Genomic DNA, 19,229 nt, shown 5'->3' on the forward strand with positions numbered 1-19,229 from the left:
AGAACACGGCGCTTTTTTGCGATCATTGGGAGATGCTTTCGGCGAAAAGAGCATCAATCTCTTCTGCATAGTTCGATGTGATAATTCCCTTTTCTGTAATGATGCCTGAAATGAGATGATGAGGAGTGACATCAAAGGCGGGATTGAATACTTGAACATCGGGCGGTGCAATGGGGACACCGTTTAATTCCTTTACTTCCAGCGGGTCGCGCTCTTCAATTGGGATATCTGACCCGTCATGGGTGGATACATCAAAAGTGGAAAGCGGTGCTGCTACAAAAAACGGAATGTGAAAATGCTTGGCTAGAACGGCAAGACCCAACGTTCCAATCTTATTCGCTGTATCTCCATTACGAGCGATACGGTCAGCTCCAACAATGACAGCAGAAATTTGCTTTTCTTTCATCGTATGGGCGGCCATGTTATCTGTAATGAGTGTCACATCCACGCCGCCTTGCATGAGCTCCCATGTTGTCAGACGAGCGCCTTGAAGAACAGGGCGTGTTTCACATGCATAAATGTGAAGGTCAAGATTTTTCTTTTTGGCTAAATAAAAAGGAGCAAGGGCTGTTCCGTACCGGCTCGTTGCGATGGAACCTGCATTACAAATGGTCATGATACGGTCACCTGATTTAAAGAGCTGGAGTGCATTTTGACCGATTTGCCTGCATGTTTCTTCATCTTCAATTTGAATTTGAATGGCTTCATGGACAAGATCTGTTTTAGCTGCATTCACTGACGCTGCACGCTGAATGCGCTGCAGCAGCCGGTCTAATGCCCAGGCGAGGTTCACAGCAGTTGGACGAGCACTGTTTAAATATTCTTTGATTCGAATCACTTCTTGTTTAAAAACATCGATTTCTTCTGTCTCAATGGCTTGCGCACTAAGTGCCAGTCCAAATGCTGCTGTAATGCCAATCGCAGGGGCTCCGCGTACTTTTAATGTCACAATTGCATCATACACATCTTCTTTCGTATATAAATACTCAAAGACGGTTTCGGTCGGTAATTTTTGCTGATTTAAAATGTGAATACGGTTTTCTTCCCATTCGACAGAACGGGGGACTTCAAATTCTTTTGACAAAACCCGTCACTCCTTTACAGATGGCTGGAATAATGCGACGAGGTCAGACGCTGTTTCCACTGCATGATATTGTTTGATAAATGTTTTTCCAAGTGTCAGTGCTGCTTTTTTCTGCTGAATCCGTCTAGTTGGTGATGGAATCGCATCAAGATCAGCGGCATGAGCAAGACCAATTGTTCGGCGGACAAGCTCACAGCCGGCAAAGCCTGTCGCTTCTTTTAAAATCCGATCAAACGTTGTTTCTAAAAAGCTGTCCGATACACTAAATGCTTCAATGCTGTCCTCTTTCCAAGCTTTTGTGAACACTTCTTTGAATGTTGCCCATACATTGACGACATGGTCAAAAAGGTGCTGCTGCTCGTGTTCATTCTCGCGAGATAAAGCATTCAGGAACAAATTGGCGATAAAGTGGCCGATATCGAATCCAAAGGGACCGTAAAACGCGAATTCTGGATCAATGATTTTCGTTTCAGTCTCATTTGCAAAAATACTGCCTGTATGAAGATCTCCATGAACCAATGTTTCAGCTGATGTGAGGAAGATACGCTTCAATTCTGCTGCTTTGGCTTGCAGCTCAAGATCTGCCCAAAGCGCTTCTGCTGATTCTCTTAATTCTTCTTCGAAGTCATTTGTTTCACTATCAAAGAAAGGGTCTGTGAAGACGAGTTTTTCTGTGATATCACACAGGTCAGGGTTCGTAAATTGCTTCACAAATTGTTTTTTGATTTTAGGATTTGTCGCAAAGTCAGATGTGTAAAAAAGTGTTTTTCCTAAAAATTCTCCAACATGATCAGATAAATGCGGATATTGTTTTCTGGCAATTAGCCCTTTTCTGACGATTTCTAAGTGTGAGAGATCCTCCATGGCTGTCACTGCAAGAGCTGTATCCGAGTAATAGACCGCTGGTACGAGATGCGGAGCATATTCTGACTGTTTGATCAGGGCAGCACTTTCAATTCTTGCCCGGTCTAATGTAAGAGGCCAGCTCTCACCAACCACCTTTGCATAAGGCAGCGCCTGCTTGATGATCAATCCTTTTTCTTGTTTGTGATCATAAATATGAAAGACGTAATTTAAATTCCCGTCGCCGATTTCAGTACAAGTCAAATGACTGCTTTCTTGGATTAAGCCAAGTCTAATTGCGAGTGCAACTGCCGAGCTTTCTGTTAGTTCTTCATATGATGCCGTAAGTGTAACCAATTGCTTCCCCTCCAAATCATATAAAAAAGCCTCTTTCTCCTGAGAGAAAGAGGCTTGATGGTGTGTATGCTCAAAGCCTCTCTTATCTCTCAGCACATACGTCTGATGGAATTAGCACCGTGCCCTATAAGACAATTGTCTTGGCGCGTTACTTGCTGCGCCCCACTTCACAGTGGTATTAACGGTCGGTTGCTGTTGGGGTCAAAAGGCCAAATCCCTCGCCCAACTCTCGATAAGAGAAATCAATATGTAATTGTTTCGTGTCTGTTTGCATTTCTTAATTCAAGATATTATCAGAGCTGCGCTTTACATGTCAATCTTTTTTCAAAATTGCTTTACAATTCATAAAACAATCCATTACAGTGATTGTATTGTTACGTAACTTGAATAGAAGGTGAAGAAATGGAATTCCAGCAATCAGATGTGTTGAAACAATTACCGAAACAATTTTTTGCGTCCCTTGTCCAAAAGGTGCAGAAAAAAGTGCAGGAAGGGGCAGATATCATTAATTTGGGGCAGGGAAATCCTGATCAGCCAACTCCTCCGCACATTGTAAAAGCCATGCAGGAAGCGGTAGCAAAACCTGAAAATCATCAATACTCCTCATTCCGTGGAACAGCGAAATTAAAAAAGGCCGCTGCCGCTTTTTATGAAAGAGAATATGGCGTTACGCTTGATCCAAAGACGGAAATTGCGATTTTATTTGGCGGGAAAGCAGGGCTTGTTGAGCTGCCTCAATGCCTGCTGAATCCGGGTGATACGCTTCTCGTCCCTGACCCAGGTTATCCTGATTATTGGTCAGGTGCTGTACTTGCTGGAGCTCATATGGTGACCATGCCACTTCTTGAAAAAAATGATTTTTTACCTGACTACGATTTGCTGCCTGAGGATGATAAGAAAAAGGCGAAATTAATGTACTTAAATTACCCCAACAATCCGACGGGGGCTACGGCAAGCCGTTCATTTTTTGAAGAAACCGTGACATTTGCGAAAGATCACAAGCTTTGTGTTGTTCATGATTTTGCATATGGCGGCATTGGATTTGATGGAGAAAAGCCGATCAGCTTTCTGCAAGTAGATGGAGCGAAAGAGACGGGAATAGAAATTTACACATTGTCTAAAACGTACAATATGGCAGGGTGGAGAGTAGGATTTGCAGCAGGTAATTCGTCTGTTATTGAAGCGATTGAGCTTTATCAGGATCATTTGTTTGTCTCGTTGTTTAAAGCCACGCAAGATGCAGCAGCGGAAGCCCTATTAAGCGATCAAACGTGCGTACGGGTGCAAAATGACCGATATGAGAAAAGACGGAATGTGTGGATAGCTGCCTGCAAAGAAATTGGCTGGGAAGTCAGTGCTCCAAAGGGATCATTTTTTGCTTGGTTAAAGGTGCCAGAAGGATATACATCTGAAGCCTTTTCTGATTTATTATTAGAAAAAGCGCATGTTGTTGTAGCGCCAGGTAATGGCTTTGGTGCTCACGGTGAAGGGTACGTGAGAGTAGGGCTTCTAACAAGCGAGGAGCGGTTACAAGAAGCTGCTCAGCGCATCGCTGCCTTGAAGCTGTTTGAAAAAAAGCCATTGACAACATAAAAAAATGGTGCGATAATTCAGGCAATATTTAAGAAAATTGAATATTCTTATCAAGAGTAGGCAGAGGGACTAGCCCAATGAAGCCCGGCAACCGACTTCCATGAAGCACGGTGCTAATTCTTGCAGCAAGCGCTGAGAGATAAGATTCGGATGAATAACACGAAATAACCTCTTTAAGGCGCTCAAGAAGCACTTGAAGAGGTTTTTTTATTGAACATATGCATGATGCAATCGAAAGGGGATTCCTAGTGAGTGAATTACTGGCAACATACGTATTAACACATCGAGAGGATGAACAAATAAATCGAAAAGCGGAGCAGATCGCGCTTGGTTTAACAGTTGGATCATGGACGGATTTGCCTCAGCTCAAAAAGGAGCAGCTTCAAAAGCATAAAGGCCGAGTTGAAAAAGTATTAGAAAAGGCTGCTCCAGCCGAAAATGGCCTTTATCAATCAGAGGTGACCATTGCTTATCCTGAGGCAAACTTTTCAGCAGATTTACCAGCTGTTTTCACGACGATTTTTGGAAAGCTTTCACTAGACGGAAAAGTGAAGCTAGTCGATATCCAATTTTCTGAAGAATTTAAAAAAAGCCTGCCAGGACCGGTATTTGGAATTGATGGCATACGAAATAAGGTAAATGTATTTGATCGTCCATTATTGATGAGTATTTTTAAAGGTGTTATCGGCCGTGATATGCAGGATTTAAAAGAGCAGCTCCGTTTACAGGCATTAGGCGAGGTTGACCTCATCAAAGACGATGAAATTTTATTTGAAAGTCCATTAGCTCCTTTTGAAGAGCGAATCAAAGAAGGAAAAGAGATTTTAAAAGAAACCTATGAAGAGACAGGACACCGCACGCTGTATGCTGTCAATTTAACGGGCAGAACCTTTGACCTGAGGGATCGAGCGAGAAAGGCCGCTGAACTTGGAGCAGATGCGCTCTTATTCAATGTCTTTGCTTACGGTCTTGATGTCATGCAAAGCTTAGCTGAGGATCCAGATATTCCACTGCCTATTATGGCGCATCCCGCAGTGAGTGGTGCATTGACATCCTCTCCTGAATATGGATTCTCGCATTCTCTTCTTTTAGGCAAATTAAACCGATATGCTGGCGCTGATTTGAGCCTCTTTCCCTCACCTTATGGATCGGTTGCACTTCCGAAAAAGGATGCCCTTGGAATCTATGAAGCTTGCGTGAAAGAGGATACGGTTCAAAAAACATTCCCTGTCCCGTCAGCAGGCATTCATCCAGGAATGGTTCCAGTATTGATCAAAGATTTTGGAATTGATCATGTGATTAACGCAGGTGGAGGCATTCACGGACATCCGCGGGGAGCCATCGGCGGAGGGAAGGCATTTCGTTCGATCATTGATGCCGTGATACAGGAAGAGTCTATCCAAGATAAGGCGGCTTCCTGCCAAGACTTAAAAGCGGCACTTGATCTTTGGGGAAGGGTAGCAGAATAATGAAAAAACCAATTGTGTGTTGTGATTTTGATGGAACAATTACAAAAAATGATAATATCATCCGCATCATGAAACAGTTTGCACCGAGTGAATGGACGACACTGAAGGATGGTGTCCTGTCAAAGGAAATTACCATTCAAGAAGGCGTCGGGCAGATGTTTCAATTACTGACAAGTGATCAGAAGGAAGCCATTCAATCATTTATTTTAGAGGATACAGAGATTCGAGAAGGATTTAAGGAATTTGTGGATGAGGTAAAAAAAGCAGACATTCCTTTCTATGTACTTAGTGGGGGGATGGACTTTTTTGTCTACCCCATCCTCGAAGGCATTGTCGATCGAGACGATATTTATTGCAATCATGCATCATTTGGGGAAGAGCATATTCAGATTGAATGGCCGCATGCCTGCGATACGCAATGTCAAAATGGATGCGGATGCTGCAAGCCCTCAATCATTCGAAACCTGACTCATGAGGATGATTTCATCATCATGATCGGAGATTCAGTGACTGATGTGGAGGCGGCGAAACATGCAGATCTTACGTTTGCGCGCGACTACTTGCTCAATGAATGTCAAGAGCTCGGGCTCGTACATAAGGAGTTTGACACATTTGTTGATCTACACGCGCAATTTGTTCAAATAAAGGAAGTGAAGGAATGGCAGACGCAAAGAGCAAACGCTGGCAGGAGCTAGCAGACGTTAAACGTGAACTGGCCCAAAGAGACTGGTTTTTCGGAACAAGCGGTAATTTATCGATCAAGGTGTCGGATGATCCAACCACGTTTTTGGTGACGGCAAGCGGCAAAGATAAACGAAAAGAAACAAATGAAGATTTTGTGCTAGTAAATGCGGCAGGCCAGCCCCATGATCCGAACGAGACGCTTAGGCCATCAGCTGAAACACTGCTTCACACGTACGTGTATGAACGGACGAAAGCAGGCTGCTGTCTCCATGTCCACACCATTGATAATAATGTGATGTCAGAGCTGTATGGGGATAAGGGAGAGATTCGTTTTAAAGGCAACGAAATCATCAAAGCGCTTGGTTATTGGGAAGAGGATGCAGAAGTGTCGATTCCGATTATTGAAAATCCAGCTCATATTCCGCATCTTGCAGAGCAATTTGCCAAACATCTGACACTAGAGGCGTCATCTGGTGCTGTACTCATTCGCAATCATGGCATCACGGTCTGGGGAAAAACAGCCTTTGAAGCAAAACGAGTATTAGAAGCATATGAATTTTTATTTAGCTATCACTTAAAATTAGCGCTGTATCAACAGCAGCTTGTAAGATAAAAAGGAGGAAAAGCACATGGCGACGATTTTGATTCACAATGAAGAGAACACATTACTTGAGAACGAGCAAGAGGTTGCATCATATTTAGAAAACCAAGGGGTTATTTATGAGCATTGGGATATTGAAAAGCTGCCAAACCGTTTATCAGAAAAGTATGATTTAACCGATGAGGAAAAGGAAGAGATTTTGACTGTTTTCCAAAAGGAAATCCAAAGTATTTCTGAAAAAAGAGGGTACAAAGCGCAGGATGTGATTTCATTATCTGATGCCACGCCAAATCTTGATGAGCTGCTCCAAAACTTTAAACGTGAGCATCACCATACAGATGATGAAGTACGCTTTATTGTGAGTGGGCACGGAATCTTTGCTATTCAAGGCAAGGATGGCGTCTTTTTTGATGTGAGATTGAACCCAGGTGATTTAATTTCTGTTCCGCCAAACATCCGTCATTACTTTACACTTCAAGAGGATCGCAAAGTGGTCGCAGTTCGCATATTTGTCACAACTGAGGGCTGGGTGCCAATTTACGAGGAAGAAACGGTTTAATGATAGAGCTGATCATTCCGCATGAGGCGGAAGATCAGCTTTTTTTTAGGAAATTAGACATAAAATGTGAAAGAAAATAGTTGATTTTGATCTTCTGTATAGGATAAAATTCTGTTTAATCAATGTGACAGTCCTGTCCAAATTTGAAGTTTACCCCCAAATTTGATTGGGTAAAAGGTCTTTAGGCTGTAAAAAATTAAATAAAATAAGCATATTTAATTTAATTTACAAATAAAGTATAATTTTGGTGTCGGATCATTTTGAGCATAGACAGTCGAAATCATTGCGGGAGCTGAGATCATGAATATTTATGTAAGGAAAGAACAATTGCTGATGTCCATTGATGAGAAGAGAAAACAGATGGTAGAAGCTGCTCAAGTGGAAGGGTACACTGGTGAGATGACAATTAAATATAGTCAAGAACTGGACAACCTGATGAATGAGTATCAGCATCTTCTTTTTCATGAGAAACAATCTGCCCCCTCCTTTCATGATCTTGTGTCTCAAATGAGTCTTTTATCTGTGAACCGCCCCTCTTATTGACATGAAAAACCGGTCTTGCATAAGCAAAACCGGCTGACATCTTCAGCTATGCTGAGTGAGCAGAAGGAAGCATGATCATAACAGTCGTTCCTTTATTCACTTCGCTATGAATATCAATTGTTCCGCCATACATCGAAATGATTCGTTTACACACGACAAGCCCAAGACCCGTGCCTTTTTCCTTCGACGTAATAAAGGGGAGGAAGATGTGCTTTAACATCTCTTCTGGTATGCCTTCACCTGTATCCGCTACTTTAATGATGACATGTTCTTTTTCAGCTTCGATCACAATCTTCAAATGACCGCCGTTTGGCATCGCTTCTAAAGAGTTCTTTGCTACATTTAAAACGACTTGTTTAATATGATCCTTCGTGCAATACACGCCCACATCTTGAATCGTATTGATTTGTAGGTCCACTTCGACATTATAAAGGTTTGCCTCAGAGAAAACGATCGGCATGATCTCACTTACAATTTCTTTAACAGAGTTATTCTGCCATTTTTCTGCCGTTGGTTTTCCTAATACAAGAAATTCACTGACGATTTGGTTGATCCGTTTAATTTCTTCCTCGATGACAGAAAAATAGAGCTGATCTTCTTCTGAATGATACTTCTTTTGCAATAGCTGGATAAATCCGCTGATCCCAGTTAATGGGTTGCGAATTTCGTGTGCTGTACTTGCTGCGAGTGTTCCGATCAATTCAAGCTTTTGCGCTTCATTTTGATGACGCTCCTGCTGAGTTTGCCGCCTTAACACGATATACTGCACTAGTGTGAATAAAATATTTAATAAAATAAACGCACTGGATAAAGGGATGAGCATCACAGACAGCACTTCACTTGTTGAAGCACGCTGCGGAAAGACCTCCAGCTTCCAGCTGTTTTCATCTAAATATGTAGACACGGTGCTGCCGCCCTCAGGTACTGGCTGTGGACCACTTGTAAACACGACATGTCCATTTTGATTCAGCATTTTAAAATGAAGATCAGGATTCAATACATTCATAATATTTCTTAAATAATCAATTTGAATGGCGGCAATCAGCACATTGGTGACCTCTTCATTTTCATCGAGAACAGGCACACAAATGGAGAGAATCCGCTGTTTTGTAATTCGGCTCACATAGTTGTCTGTGATCACGGTCTGCTTGGTCACTTGAATGCGTTTAAAGTAATCTCTGAATGATAGGTTGATTTTTTCCTTTAACGGGGTGGTGCTTGCTGTTACATTTCCTTTTTTGTCTAGGAGATACAGACCTGAAAAACGAGGTTCTTGTTTATAAATTTTCTCTAGGATGTTTTGTACTTTTTTCGTCTCAACCGGCTGGTCAAATCCCATGGCAAGGGAAGTTAATCTCGCTTCTGTTTCACTTATTAAATAATTCATTTGGTTTTTGTGAATATTTAACATAAGTGTAGCGGTTTGTTTGTTCTTTAAATCGATTTTTTCAGTTTCTTTTTCGTAGATAAAATAACTAATGATTAGGGTTGGAAGCATGACCAAAATAAGGTAAAGTCTGATCTTCTTCCAAAACCCTTTGAGTATACTCATCATTCATCGCTCCAACGTATTACCTAATAGACTTATTATAGCATTGAACCTATCTTTATTACGATGACTTGTGTGATTTTTAAAAAATTAGGTGATTCGTTCTGGTCTCATTTTCGTGCTAAAGATGGATCAAAATGTTGACATTTTACTTATTGTTTATTAATGTCACATTAGTGGGTTGCATTTCATAAAGGATGATAAAAAATGGAAAATCATAATGTTGAAAAATCATTGAAATTATTTATTGTATTATCACGTGCCTATCGCTCAATTAATCATCACATGAACAAACATATTGTGAAGCACGGGCTGAATCCAACTGAATTTGCTGTGCTAGAATTGCTGTATCATAAAGGTGATCAGCCGCTTCAGCAAATCGGTGATAAGATCTTACTTGCAAGCGGCAGCATCACGTATGTGGTCGATAAATTGGAGAAGAAAGAACTCCTCAGCAGGAAGGCTTGTGCAGAAGACCGCAGGGTGACATTTGCGCATATTACTAAGCAGGGACGAGCTTTGCTTGATGACATCTTCCCAGATCATGCGAAAGAAATTCATGAGATGATCAGTGTCCTGAGCGAAGAAGAGAAAGATGCCTGCATCGATATGCTCAAACATGTAGGGCTGCGTGCAAAGCATTTATATGATCATCAAGAATAAATAAAAAGGAAGCCGCTGGCTTCCTTTTTTATTTCGCTTTTTTCTCAATCGGTAAAATGAGTACTTCTACACGCCGGTTTTTACTTCTGCCTTCTGCTGTATCGTTTGAGGCAATCGGTTTGAATTCGCCGTATCCTTTTGTACTAAAGTTCTCTTGATCTAGGTTGCTGTTTTCAAGAAGAATATTTAAAAAGTTCACAGCACGAATGGCGCTTAAATACCAGTTTGATTCAAATTCTGAATTTCTGATCGGTACATTATCTGTATGTCCGCTAATGACGATGTCACGAGCGGGATTAATGACGAGCAGCTTTGAGATTTCTTTTGCTAACGGGACATCCTGAGATCGAATAACTGCCCGCCCGGAATCAAAGAAGATACTATCCTCAATCGTAATGAGAAGTCCTTCATCCGTAAGCTTTGTTTCGAGCTTGGAACCAAGTTTTTTATTTGCAATGAATGAATCGACCTGCTGTTTGACCTTTGTGAGAACCGCTTGGTCTCGAGCCTTTGCTTTGGCTTCTTCATCTTTCTCTTCCTCGGCTGCTTTCTTGACTTGGTTGCTATGTTCAGTTTCTTCCGTGCTTTGCATGCTGGATTGATCCATGACACCAGTACCGCCAGTAAAAACAACATTAAAAGACTTAGCCATCTGTTCATATTTTGCCGCATCAATCGAACTAGATGCAAAAAGCACAATGAAGAGGGCGAGAAGAAGTGTCAGAAGATCGGCATAAGGGATAAGCCAAGATTCATCTACATGGTCTTCATGATCATGGTTTTTACGTTTCCTAGCCATTTTGATTTTCTCCTTCTTCAATGACAAGATTTGCACGTTCTTTTGCTGGTAAGTACATAAGAAGTTTTTGTTCAATGACTTTTGGAGATTGACCTTCAAGAACAGAAAGAATGCCTTCGATCATAATTAGACGAAGCTTTACTTCTTCCTTTGATTTACGCTTCAATTTGTTGGCAAATGGGTGCCATAATACATACCCGGTAAAAATCCCAAGCAGTGTGGCGACGAAGGCAGCACTGATTGCATGTCCAAGTGCTTCAATATCTCCCATGTTGGCAAGTGCTGCAATAAGTCCGACAACGGCGCCAAGTACCCCTAGTGTCGGAGCGTATGTACCAGCTTGTGTAAAGATTAATGCGCCTGACTGATGTCGTTCAGACATGGCATCAACTTCTTCTGTTAAAACGTCTCGAATAAATTCAGCACTTTGGCCGTCAACTGCCATGCTTAACCCGTTCTTTAGAAAATCATCATCGACTTCCTCAAGACTTGCTTCTAATGCCAAAAGGCCTTCACGACGCGCAATTTGTGCCCAGTTTGAAAATAGAGGGATCATTTCTTGAATCGTTGGAAGCTGGCTGTCTTTGAAAATTTTGCCGAACAATTTTGGTGTTTTCTTAATTTCACTAGAAGGGAATGCGATGACAACAGCTGCAACCGTCCCAACAATGATGATTAATATAGCCGCCGGGTTGAGAAGAGCAGTTAGACTCACACCTTTCAAAACCATACCGACACCTAGTGCAATAAATGCTAAAATAATACCAATTAACGATGTTTTGTCCATTATCTCACCAAATCCTTTAACTATCTTTTTCTATAGTTAATATCGGTGTGTTCTAGAAGGGTTTTAGTCAGAATATAAAATTAAGACAGTTTCTGTGAAGAATTTTTGACGAAAGCGCTTTCTGTATATGTAAAAAGAAGAAACTCCCTCTCATATAAAGGGAGTCTCCATCTAATCATTTTGTGCTGGTTCATCTAAATGAAGCAGCTCTTTTAGTTTTTCTTCATACATGATTTTGACAAGATCGTAGCTCCAATTCATCATGTGATCCACCTCTTTTTCTTTTATCGTAAAGGAAAAGAGGCGGGGGAGCGTCAGCGTTCAGATGGAACTTAGCCGCCGCAACATGATGGAGGTGCATATCATCCTGAAGGTGTAGTTATCCTTTTTTTACGACGATTTCGTCATGTTCAACATCCACAGTAAATCCAGAAAGCTGCTCCTCTTCAAGCAGGATCTCTGTCATTTGATCTTCAACGTGCTCTTGGATGGTTCTTCGAAGTGGACGAGCACCAAATGCAGGGTGATATCCAAGCTCTGCGATTTTTTCTTTCGCTTCATTTGTGACATGGACTGTTAAATTCTGCTCTTTTAATTGCTCTGACAGCTCATTAAGCAGAAGATCAACAATCTTCACTAAGTCCTCTCTGTCTAGTGAATCAAATTGAATGATGCTATCAAAACGGTTCAAAAATTCTGGTTTGAAGTAGCTGCTGAGCGAATCAATGAGTGATTGTTCCTCAATCGCTTCGTCCTGATCAGACTGGAAGCCGACCTTGACCGTTTTATCTGCGCTGCCTGCGTTACTTGTCATGATGATGACTGTATCTTTAAAGCTGACAGTTCTGCCTTGGCTGTCTGTTAAACGCCCATCTTCCATGATTTGAAGGAACATATGCTGTACATCTGGATGTGCTTTTTCGATTTCATCCAGCAAAATGATGCTGTAAGGTTTTCTGCGCACTTTTTCAGTCAGCTGGCCAGCTTCATCATGTCCAACATAACCAGGAGGAGAACCGATGAGTTTGGACACAGAGTGTTTTTCCATGTACTCACTCATATCTAAACGAATGATCGCATCTCTTGAGCCGAATAATTCTTCAGCCAGCGTTTTAGACAATTCGGTTTTCCCGACACCTGTTGGTCCAACGAAAAGGAAGGAGCCTGTCGGTCTATGTTTCGATTTTAATCCAGCTCTGCTTCTTTTCACGGCTTTCGCCACTTTATCAACCGCATGCTCCTGCCCAATTACTCGTGCTTTTAGACGGACATCAATTTCTTTCATTTTGGTTTGTTCGTCTGCTTGTAGTTTGCCGACAGGAATGCCTGTTTTTTGTTCCACAATGGCCTGAATGTCCTCTGCTGTGACGATATGCTCTTTGTCAGTTGTTTTGTTTTGAAGTCTTGCTTCAATGGCTTCTTCTTCATCGCGAAGCTTCGCTGCTTTTTCATATTGTTCTTCTTTTAGCGCAGCCTGTTTTTCTGCGGCAATTTGCGCAAGTCGGTTTGTCAGTTCATCTTCACTTGCTGCATCAATGGAGAGGTTCGCTTTTGAACCAGCTTCATCCATTAGATCAATGGCTTTATCCGGCAAATGTCGGTCTTGAATATACCGGGAAGATAATTGAACGCACGCTTTGATGGCTTCATCTGAATAGGTGACACCATGATAGGCCTCGTACTTCTCTTGAATACCTTTTAAGATGTCGATCGCTTCATCTGGTGTTGGCTCATCCACGATAACGGGCTGGAAACGTCGTTCGAGTGCAGCATCTTTTTCAATTTGGCGATATTCTTTTAATGTCGTCGCACCTACTAGCTGCAGTTCGCCTCTTGCAAGGGCTGGTTTTAAAATGTTTCCAGCATCCATTGATCCTTCTGCAGATCCTGCGCCCACAAGAAGGTGGATTTCATCTACAAATAAGATGATATTTTTACGGCTCTGCAGTTCTTTAATTAACTGCTTCATTCTTTCCTCAAATTGACCGCGTACACCTGTGTTTGCGACAAGTGAAGAAACATCTAATAAATAGATTTGTTTGTTCTTTAATTTATTTGGTACATCGCCGCTGGCAATTTTCAGTGCGAGTCCTTCTGCGATCGCTGTTTTTCCAACACCTGGTTCACCAATAAGAACAGGGTTATTTTTATTTCTTCTATTTAAAATCTCAATGACTCTTGCGACTTCTTCATCACGGCCAATGACTGGATCAATTAAGCCAGCATTTGCTCCATCTGTTAAGTTACGGCCAAGCTCATCGAGTAAGCCTTTTTGTTTTGGCTGCTCCATGTTTGGGGCATGACCTGCCTGCTGAGAGAAGAATGAACTTCCTCCAAAAAGCTGAGGTCCCATTTTCATTTTTGACTGCTCCATCAAAGAGGTATAGCAGTCTTCACATAAAACCATTTGGCTCCGGGACGAATTTACTTGCATATTCAGGCGAATAGTTGCTTCATTTACTTGACAATGTTGACAACGCATTTGCCATGACCTCCTTAAAATAAAGTTTGACTTTATTTGACCAATGAATGTTAAAGAAAATGGTCTGTTGTTTGACCATCTTTGACTATAGTATACTCTGACCTATTTTGACTTTCAACTGTTTTGCTCAAAGACGGATAAAAATCCTTTTTTGCATTTAATCATGGTTTGTCCTTCTTTTCAAGGAACTTGTCTCATAGGATAAAAAAGAGACAATCGAAAGTGATGGGTGCGGAGGGGTCACATGAAACGTTCAAATGAATCCGCTTTTCAGCTTGCCTTTGTATATGTAGGAACAGTGGTTGGAGCTGGGTTTGCGACAGGAAAAGAAATCGTAGAGTTTTTTGTTCGTTTTGGCTGGATTGGACTATTAGGGATTCTGATTAGCGGTGTTATTTTTACTGGCCTTGGTGCAAAAATGATGCTGATTTCGAAACGAATCAAAGCAGAATCTTATCAAGATATGAACCGGTTTTTATTTGGCGCAGCTGCGAGTCGATATATTAATATTGTGATGTTTTTTATTTTACTCGGTGTTACCTCAGTCATGATTTCAGGTGCAGGGGCTATTTTTGAAGAACAGCTTGGCATATCCAAGGAGTATGGGATCTTTTTGACGATCATTCTGAGCGTCATTGTACTCTTTAAAGGTTCAAAAGGACTATTTGGTGTTAACGTCCTTGTCGTTCCAATGCTGATTTTCTTTTCATTGATTGTGTTTCTTGATTCATTTGTTTTTAGCAGCAGTGAAAGTTATGTTCTTGCGCTGCAAATGGGTGAGGGCGAGTGGATACTATCAGCAGTGTCCTATGGTGCCTTTAATTTAGCACTGTCACAGGCAGTGTTAGTACCCGTTGCAAATGAAATGACCTCTGAAGCAGTCATTAAAAAGGGAGCGGTGCTTGGGGGCGTCATGCTGACACTCATTTTGCTTGCTTGCTTTTTATCTCTTTCTTCATTAAATATGCTGGAGGCGTTTGATATTCCAATGGCCCAGGTGGTGTATCAAGTTGCAAACTCCATTCATCTCATTTATTTATTTGTCATCTTCGGTGAAGTTTTTACATCCGTCATAGGCAATTTATACGGGCTGGAGAGACAAGTAAGGGCATATATCCGAATGAACAGCATCTTTACGATATCCCTTATTCTCATATGCTGCTATGTGATTAGTAAAATTGGTTACGGTACACTGATTTCAACAGTTTACCCGGTTTTTGGCTATGTCAGCATCTTTTTTATTCTCTTTCTTTGTCTAAAAAAAGTGCCTGAACCGCTAGGTAAGTAAAGAAAGGATAGCCTGCATGAAAAATATGTGGTACACTATCATCTGTGAAAATTGAACAAAAATCCGTGAAGACGGGAGAGGTTCTAGCAAAACCCTCTATAAAAAACTAAGGACTTGCCGTATCCTTGGATGTGGCATTTTTTATTTTTTATGGCTGGGACACCTCATACACATGTAAAGGTGTCTTTTCTTTTGAGAAAAATAGGGGTTTTCAGGAGCCTTTCAGATGCAGTGTTGTACGCATCTGCAAAAGGAGGAGAACAGAAAATGAAAAATGAAAAAGCAGTCGTTGTCTTCAGCGGGGGACAGGACAGTACGACATGTTTATTATGGGCACTTCAACAATTTGAAGAGGTAGAAACAGTGACCTTTCATTATAATCAGCGTCATCAAGAAGAAATTGATGTCGCCAAAGGAATTGCTGACAAGTTAGGTGTGAAGAATCATCTATTAGATATGTCTCTTTTGAATCAGCTGGCACCTAATGCTTTAACAAGAGATGACATTGACATTGAGGAAAAAGAAGGAGAGCTTCCTTCCACATTTGTGCCAGGAAGAAACTTAGTGTTCTTATCCTTTGCCTCTATTTTGGCGTATCAAATTGGAGCAAGACATATTATCACGGGTGTTTGTGAGACAGACTTTAGCGGCTATCCAGATTGCCGTGACGAGTTTGTGAAATCTTGCAACGTCACAGTGAATTTAGCAATGGAAAAACCATTTGTGATTCATACGCCACTGATGTGGCTGAATAAAGCAGAAACATGGAAGCTTGCAGATGAGCTCAATGCACTGGAATTTGTGAAAAATGAAACGCTCACTTGCTATAACGGCATTATTTCTGATGGCTGCGGGGAATGTCCTGCGTGTAAGCTGCGGAAAAACGGCTATGACACTTATATGGAAATGAAGGAGGCAAAATAAATGCTTTCTCAAATCTATCCACAAACCGATCATCCATTTTCATTTGAATTGAATAAAGACATGCATGTATCGGCTGCCCATTTCATCCCACGAGAAGATGCGGGCGCATGCAGCCGTGTTCATGGTCATACGTACACCATCAACATCACAATTGCGGGCGACGACCTAGATGAATCGGGTTTCCTTGTCAATTTTAGTACATTGAAGAAGCTCATTCATGGGCAGTACGATCACACGCTGCTCAATGATCACGAGGAATTCTCATCAAACGATCGATACGCGATGCCAACCACTGAGGTGGTGGCAAAGACCGTATATGACAAAGTCGCAGCGTATTTATCGACTTTAGCGAACAAGCCAACATGTGTTCAAGTCTTTGTCAGAGAGACACCAACAAGCTATTGCATTTACCGTCCGAAACGAGTTGAGATCAATGGCTAAAGCGATTCCTGTATTAGAAATCTTCGGTCCAACCATTCAAGGAGAAGGAATGGTGATTGGACAAAAAACGATGTTTGTCAGAACGGCTGGCTGTGACTACTCTTGCAGCTGGTGTGATTCATCCTTTACATGGGACGGCTCAGCGAAGCATGATATTCAGTGGCTTGAGGCAGAAGACATTGTCAAAGAATTAAAAAGAATAGGCGGACAGGCTTTTTCTCATGTCACCATTTCAGGAGGAAACCCTGCGCTTTTAAAACAAATGGAATCCCTCATTGATTTACTGCATGAAGAGGGGATCGATACAGCGCTTGAAACACAAGGGACGATGTATCAGGAATGGTTTTTGAAAATTGATGATTTAACCATTTCCCCTAAGCCGCCAAGCTCGAATATGAAAACAGATTTTACGAAACTAACACGTATCATAGATGAGCTGAAAAACGGAAATAGATTGCAGCATGCAAGCCTGAAGGTCGTGATCTTTGACGATCGTGATCTAGCCTATGCGAAGGATGTTCATGCGAAATACCCTGAGCTTCCTTTTTATTTGCAGGTAGGAAATGATGACACGACGACAGGTGATGATGCGTACTTATTGACGCATTTATTAAAAAAATATGAAGCGCTTGTAGATCAAGTCGCACAAGATCCAGACTTAAACCGTGTAAGAGTGCTGCCACAGCTGCACACGTTATTGTGGGGAAATAAACGAGGCGTATAGAAAGGAAGAGATGTCATGACGACAAGAAAACCAGAAGAATTAGAAGGTGTCACGTTACTAGGAAACCAAGGAACCAATTATTTGTTTGATTACGCACCACAAGTGCTTGAAACGTTCCCAAATAAACATACAAATAGAGATTACTTTGTGAAATTCAACTGCCCAGAATTTACATCACTATGTCCGCAAACAGGACAACCGGATTTTGCAACAGTTTATATCAGCTATATCCCAAATGAAATCATGGTCGAAAGTAAATCCCTAAAATTATATTTGTTCAGCTTCCGTAACCATGGTGACTTCCATGAGGATTGTATGAACATTATTATGAACGACTTAATCGAATTGATGGACCCAAGATATATTGAAGTTTGGGGCAAATTTACGCCAAGAGGCGGTATTTCAATTGATCCGTATACGAACTATGGGAAACCTGGGACAAAGTATGAAGAAATGGCATCGTATCGTATGATGAACCATGATATGTATCCAGAAACGATTGATAATCGCTAATAAATAGGAAAAGACATGCCAGATGCATGTTTCAGCGTGTAGACAAACCCTCGCATTCGTTGTCAGTCCTGCGCTCCGGTGCTCACGAATGTCAAATTCGCTCCGCTCCGGTTCTCGTCCTTCCTAGACTGCAAAGGTTTTCTATCACGCTGAAATGAAGACAAAGGGCTAAAATCAAGCATTTTAGCCCTTTGTCAACAATCTGAGACATGCCAGATGCATGTCTTTTTTTATGGGATTGTAGCGATTTAATCATAAAAAAGAGAAGAGTCATGTCACTCTTCTCATACGAATGGGAATAGAACTTGCTAGGACGGCTGGGGGCTACCAGCTCGTAAATATATTATACATGACAGAACGTATGTTTGTAAAGATGAATCATGCTTTTTTTGCTTATCTCATTTGATTTAAGATAAAATAGGGGTATTGAATGGTAAATGGAGGCGTTGGATTTGGCAAACAAAGAAGAGCGGGCAGAGCAGCTGCTAATGGAGCTTAGAGAAGAGCTTCAAATGCTTGAACATCAAAACAAAGAACGGTATAAATGGAGTGCCTCCACATTGCTTGGAGTGATTGCCCTCTTGATTGATAAAGGAGTGATCACCCCTGAGGAAGTCGAGATGTACAAGACGAAGGCGGAAATGCAAACCTTTCATACGCAAAAAGACTAATGCTTACTGATATGATGTATGGCGAGATAAAGAAAAGGACATAACAAATTGATGACTCAATTGATATTATGTCCTTATTTCTGCAATTCGTTTTCACAGCATTAAACGAGCTTATACATTAAAACATCATCCCAGTATTCATGATCATTTATCTTAAATTCTTTTATTTTACGTCCTTCTTCTATAAACCCCATCTTCTTGTACAAAGAAATGGCCTTTTGATTTGTAGAGAAAACGGCTAAACTAACCTTTTCAATTGAAGGATTCTTTTCTGCCCAATGTAATAAAGCTGTTAGTAACTTTCCCCCTACGCCTAAACCTCTATAGCTCTTATGCACCATCAGCCCGAATGATCCCGTATGAGAAGTTCTTTTTCTATTTGATGAATGTTCAAAGGCTATCCATCCAATGACTTTCTCATCAGTTTGAGCAACTATGTACGTCTCGTTTTCATTTTCAATTCTTTTCTGTATCCATTTCCTGTGTTCTAAGAGGGTTTTTTTGTTTTCTTCAGGTGATGTAAGAAGATAATCTGATTCAGCAATAACTGATTTCTGTATTTCTAAAGTCATTTCAGCATCTTCCATTTTTCCAAAACGTACAATGATATCATTGGAATTTTGCATATTAGTTTCTCCTGTCTAGAGCTAATACG

General features: G+C 41.2%; 20 protein-coding genes and 3 riboswitches. Of the genes, 13 read left to right on the top strand and 7 right to left on the bottom strand.

Annotation, left to right across the window (positions count from 1 at the left end; all coding sequences use genetic code 11):
* Nucleotides 1–22: 22 nt before the first annotated feature.
* Entirely contained in the window at nucleotides 23–1,084 is a 1,062-nt protein-coding gene (gene mtnA / locus NST59_RS06555) for an S-methyl-5-thioribose-1-phosphate isomerase (RefSeq protein WP_341040533.1), read from the bottom strand.
* Nucleotides 1,085–1,090: 6 nt separating this feature from the next.
* Nucleotides 1,091–2,284 (bottom strand): S-methyl-5-thioribose kinase, encoded by a 1,194-nt coding sequence (gene mtnK, locus NST59_RS06560; protein ID WP_341040534.1) that lies wholly within the window; start codon nucleotides 2,282–2,284, stop codon nucleotides 1,091–1,093.
* Nucleotides 2,285–2,364: 80 nt separating this feature from the next.
* Nucleotides 2,365–2,522: riboswitch (SAM riboswitch) on the bottom strand.
* Between the two features lie 164 nt (nucleotides 2,523–2,686).
* Here mtnK and NST59_RS06565 point away from each other — a divergent pair.
* The 6 genes from NST59_RS06565 (at nucleotide 2,687) to NST59_RS06590 (ending at nucleotide 7,733) form a co-directional block, all read left to right on the top strand.
* A complete protein-coding gene (locus NST59_RS06565; RefSeq protein WP_341040535.1) occupies nucleotides 2,687–3,877 on the top strand; it encodes a pyridoxal phosphate-dependent aminotransferase in 1,191 nt (396 codons plus the stop codon).
* Nucleotides 3,878–3,921: 44 nt separating this feature from the next.
* A riboswitch (SAM riboswitch) is annotated at nucleotides 3,922–4,023 on the top strand.
* A gap of 102 nt (nucleotides 4,024–4,125) precedes the next feature.
* Nucleotides 4,126–5,346, top strand: coding sequence for a 2,3-diketo-5-methylthiopentyl-1-phosphate enolase (gene mtnW / locus NST59_RS06570; protein ID WP_341040536.1), 1,221 nt, complete (start codon nucleotides 4,126–4,128; stop codon nucleotides 5,344–5,346).
* Nucleotides 5,346–6,041 (top strand): 2-hydroxy-3-keto-5-methylthiopentenyl-1-phosphate phosphatase, encoded by a 696-nt coding sequence (locus NST59_RS06575; RefSeq protein ID WP_341040537.1) that lies wholly within the window; start codon nucleotides 5,346–5,348, stop codon nucleotides 6,039–6,041. Before mtnW ends, NST59_RS06575 begins: the two co-directional genes overlap by 1 nt.
* Complete coding sequence (locus NST59_RS06580; RefSeq protein WP_341040538.1) at nucleotides 6,005–6,643, top strand: methylthioribulose 1-phosphate dehydratase; 639 nt, start codon at nucleotides 6,005–6,007, stop codon at nucleotides 6,641–6,643. Before NST59_RS06575 ends, NST59_RS06580 begins: the two co-directional genes overlap by 37 nt.
* 16 nt (nucleotides 6,644–6,659) lie before the next feature.
* Nucleotides 6,660–7,190, top strand: a complete 531-nt coding sequence (locus tag NST59_RS06585; RefSeq protein WP_024426834.1) for a 1,2-dihydroxy-3-keto-5-methylthiopentene dioxygenase — start codon at nucleotides 6,660–6,662, stop codon at nucleotides 7,188–7,190.
* Between the two features lie 300 nt (nucleotides 7,191–7,490).
* A complete protein-coding gene (locus NST59_RS06590; protein ID WP_039178071.1) occupies nucleotides 7,491–7,733 on the top strand; it encodes an aspartyl-phosphate phosphatase Spo0E family protein in 243 nt (80 codons plus the stop codon).
* 46 nt (nucleotides 7,734–7,779) lie between these two features.
* On the opposite strand, the gene NST59_RS06595 is transcribed toward NST59_RS06590, so the two are convergent.
* Nucleotides 7,780–9,285, bottom strand: coding sequence for an ATP-binding protein (locus tag NST59_RS06595; protein WP_058838975.1), 1,506 nt, complete (start codon nucleotides 9,283–9,285; stop codon nucleotides 7,780–7,782).
* A 204-nt stretch (nucleotides 9,286–9,489) separates the two neighbouring features.
* On the opposite strand from NST59_RS06595, the gene NST59_RS06600 reads away from it, so the two are divergent.
* The gene (locus NST59_RS06600) at nucleotides 9,490–9,945 is read left to right on the top strand and encodes a MarR family winged helix-turn-helix transcriptional regulator (protein ID WP_034281539.1); all 456 of its coding nucleotides are present in this window, start codon (nucleotides 9,490–9,492) and stop codon (nucleotides 9,943–9,945) included.
* 28 nt (nucleotides 9,946–9,973) lie between these two features.
* Here NST59_RS06600 and motB read toward each other — a convergent pair whose 3' ends face one another.
* The 3 genes from motB to NST59_RS06615 form a co-directional block, all read right to left on the bottom strand.
* The gene (motB, locus tag NST59_RS06605) at nucleotides 9,974–10,744 is read right to left on the bottom strand and encodes a flagellar motor protein MotB (RefSeq protein WP_039178076.1); all 771 of its coding nucleotides are present in this window, start codon (nucleotides 10,742–10,744) and stop codon (nucleotides 9,974–9,976) included.
* Nucleotides 10,737–11,531: a flagellar motor stator protein MotA gene (gene motA, locus NST59_RS06610; RefSeq protein WP_024424680.1), complete on the bottom strand. Its 795-nt coding sequence runs from the start codon at nucleotides 11,529–11,531 to the stop codon at nucleotides 10,737–10,739. The genes motB and motA overlap by 8 nt, the downstream gene beginning before the upstream one ends.
* 379 nt (nucleotides 11,532–11,910) lie before the next feature.
* Nucleotides 11,911–14,013, bottom strand: a complete 2,103-nt coding sequence (locus NST59_RS06615) for an ATP-dependent Clp protease ATP-binding subunit (protein ID WP_058838976.1) — start codon at nucleotides 14,011–14,013, stop codon at nucleotides 11,911–11,913.
* 244 nt (nucleotides 14,014–14,257) lie between these two features.
* Between NST59_RS06615 and NST59_RS06620 the strand changes: the two genes are divergently transcribed.
* From NST59_RS06620 to NST59_RS06645, 6 genes are all read left to right on the top strand, one after another.
* Nucleotides 14,258–15,301 (top strand): YkvI family membrane protein, encoded by a 1,044-nt coding sequence (locus NST59_RS06620; protein ID WP_151284238.1) that lies wholly within the window; start codon nucleotides 14,258–14,260, stop codon nucleotides 15,299–15,301.
* A 71-nt stretch (nucleotides 15,302–15,372) separates the two neighbouring features.
* A riboswitch (PreQ1 riboswitch) is annotated at nucleotides 15,373–15,417 on the top strand.
* A gap of 151 nt (nucleotides 15,418–15,568) precedes the next feature.
* The gene (gene queC / locus NST59_RS06625; protein ID WP_126681749.1) at nucleotides 15,569–16,225 is read left to right on the top strand and encodes a 7-cyano-7-deazaguanine synthase QueC; all 657 of its coding nucleotides are present in this window, start codon (nucleotides 15,569–15,571) and stop codon (nucleotides 16,223–16,225) included.
* Entirely contained in the window at nucleotides 16,226–16,666 is a 441-nt protein-coding gene (gene queD, locus NST59_RS06630) for a 6-carboxytetrahydropterin synthase QueD (RefSeq protein ID WP_047202222.1), read from the top strand.
* Nucleotides 16,659–17,390 carry a 7-carboxy-7-deazaguanine synthase QueE gene (gene queE, locus NST59_RS06635; RefSeq protein ID WP_047202223.1) on the top strand — a complete coding sequence of 244 codons (732 nt, stop codon included), beginning with the start codon at nucleotides 16,659–16,661 and terminating at the stop codon, nucleotides 17,388–17,390. Before queD ends, queE begins: the two co-directional genes overlap by 8 nt.
* A 15-nt stretch (nucleotides 17,391–17,405) precedes the next feature.
* A complete protein-coding gene (gene queF / locus NST59_RS06640; RefSeq protein WP_003211403.1) occupies nucleotides 17,406–17,903 on the top strand; it encodes a preQ(1) synthase in 498 nt (165 codons plus the stop codon).
* 452 nt (nucleotides 17,904–18,355) lie between these two features.
* A complete protein-coding gene (locus NST59_RS06645) occupies nucleotides 18,356–18,574 on the top strand; it encodes a hypothetical protein (protein WP_039178087.1) in 219 nt (72 codons plus the stop codon).
* Nucleotides 18,575–18,675: 101 nt separating this feature from the next.
* On the opposite strand, the gene NST59_RS06650 is transcribed toward NST59_RS06645, so the two are convergent.
* Entirely contained in the window at nucleotides 18,676–19,200 is a 525-nt protein-coding gene (locus tag NST59_RS06650; RefSeq protein WP_099663208.1) for a GNAT family N-acetyltransferase, read from the bottom strand.
* Between the last annotated feature and the right edge of the window lie 29 nt (nucleotides 19,201–19,229).

It is taken from the genome of Bacillus sp. FSL R5-0439 (assembly GCF_038008805.1).
Taxonomy (GTDB): domain Bacteria; phylum Bacillota; class Bacilli; order Bacillales; family Bacillaceae; genus Bacillus; species Bacillus safensis.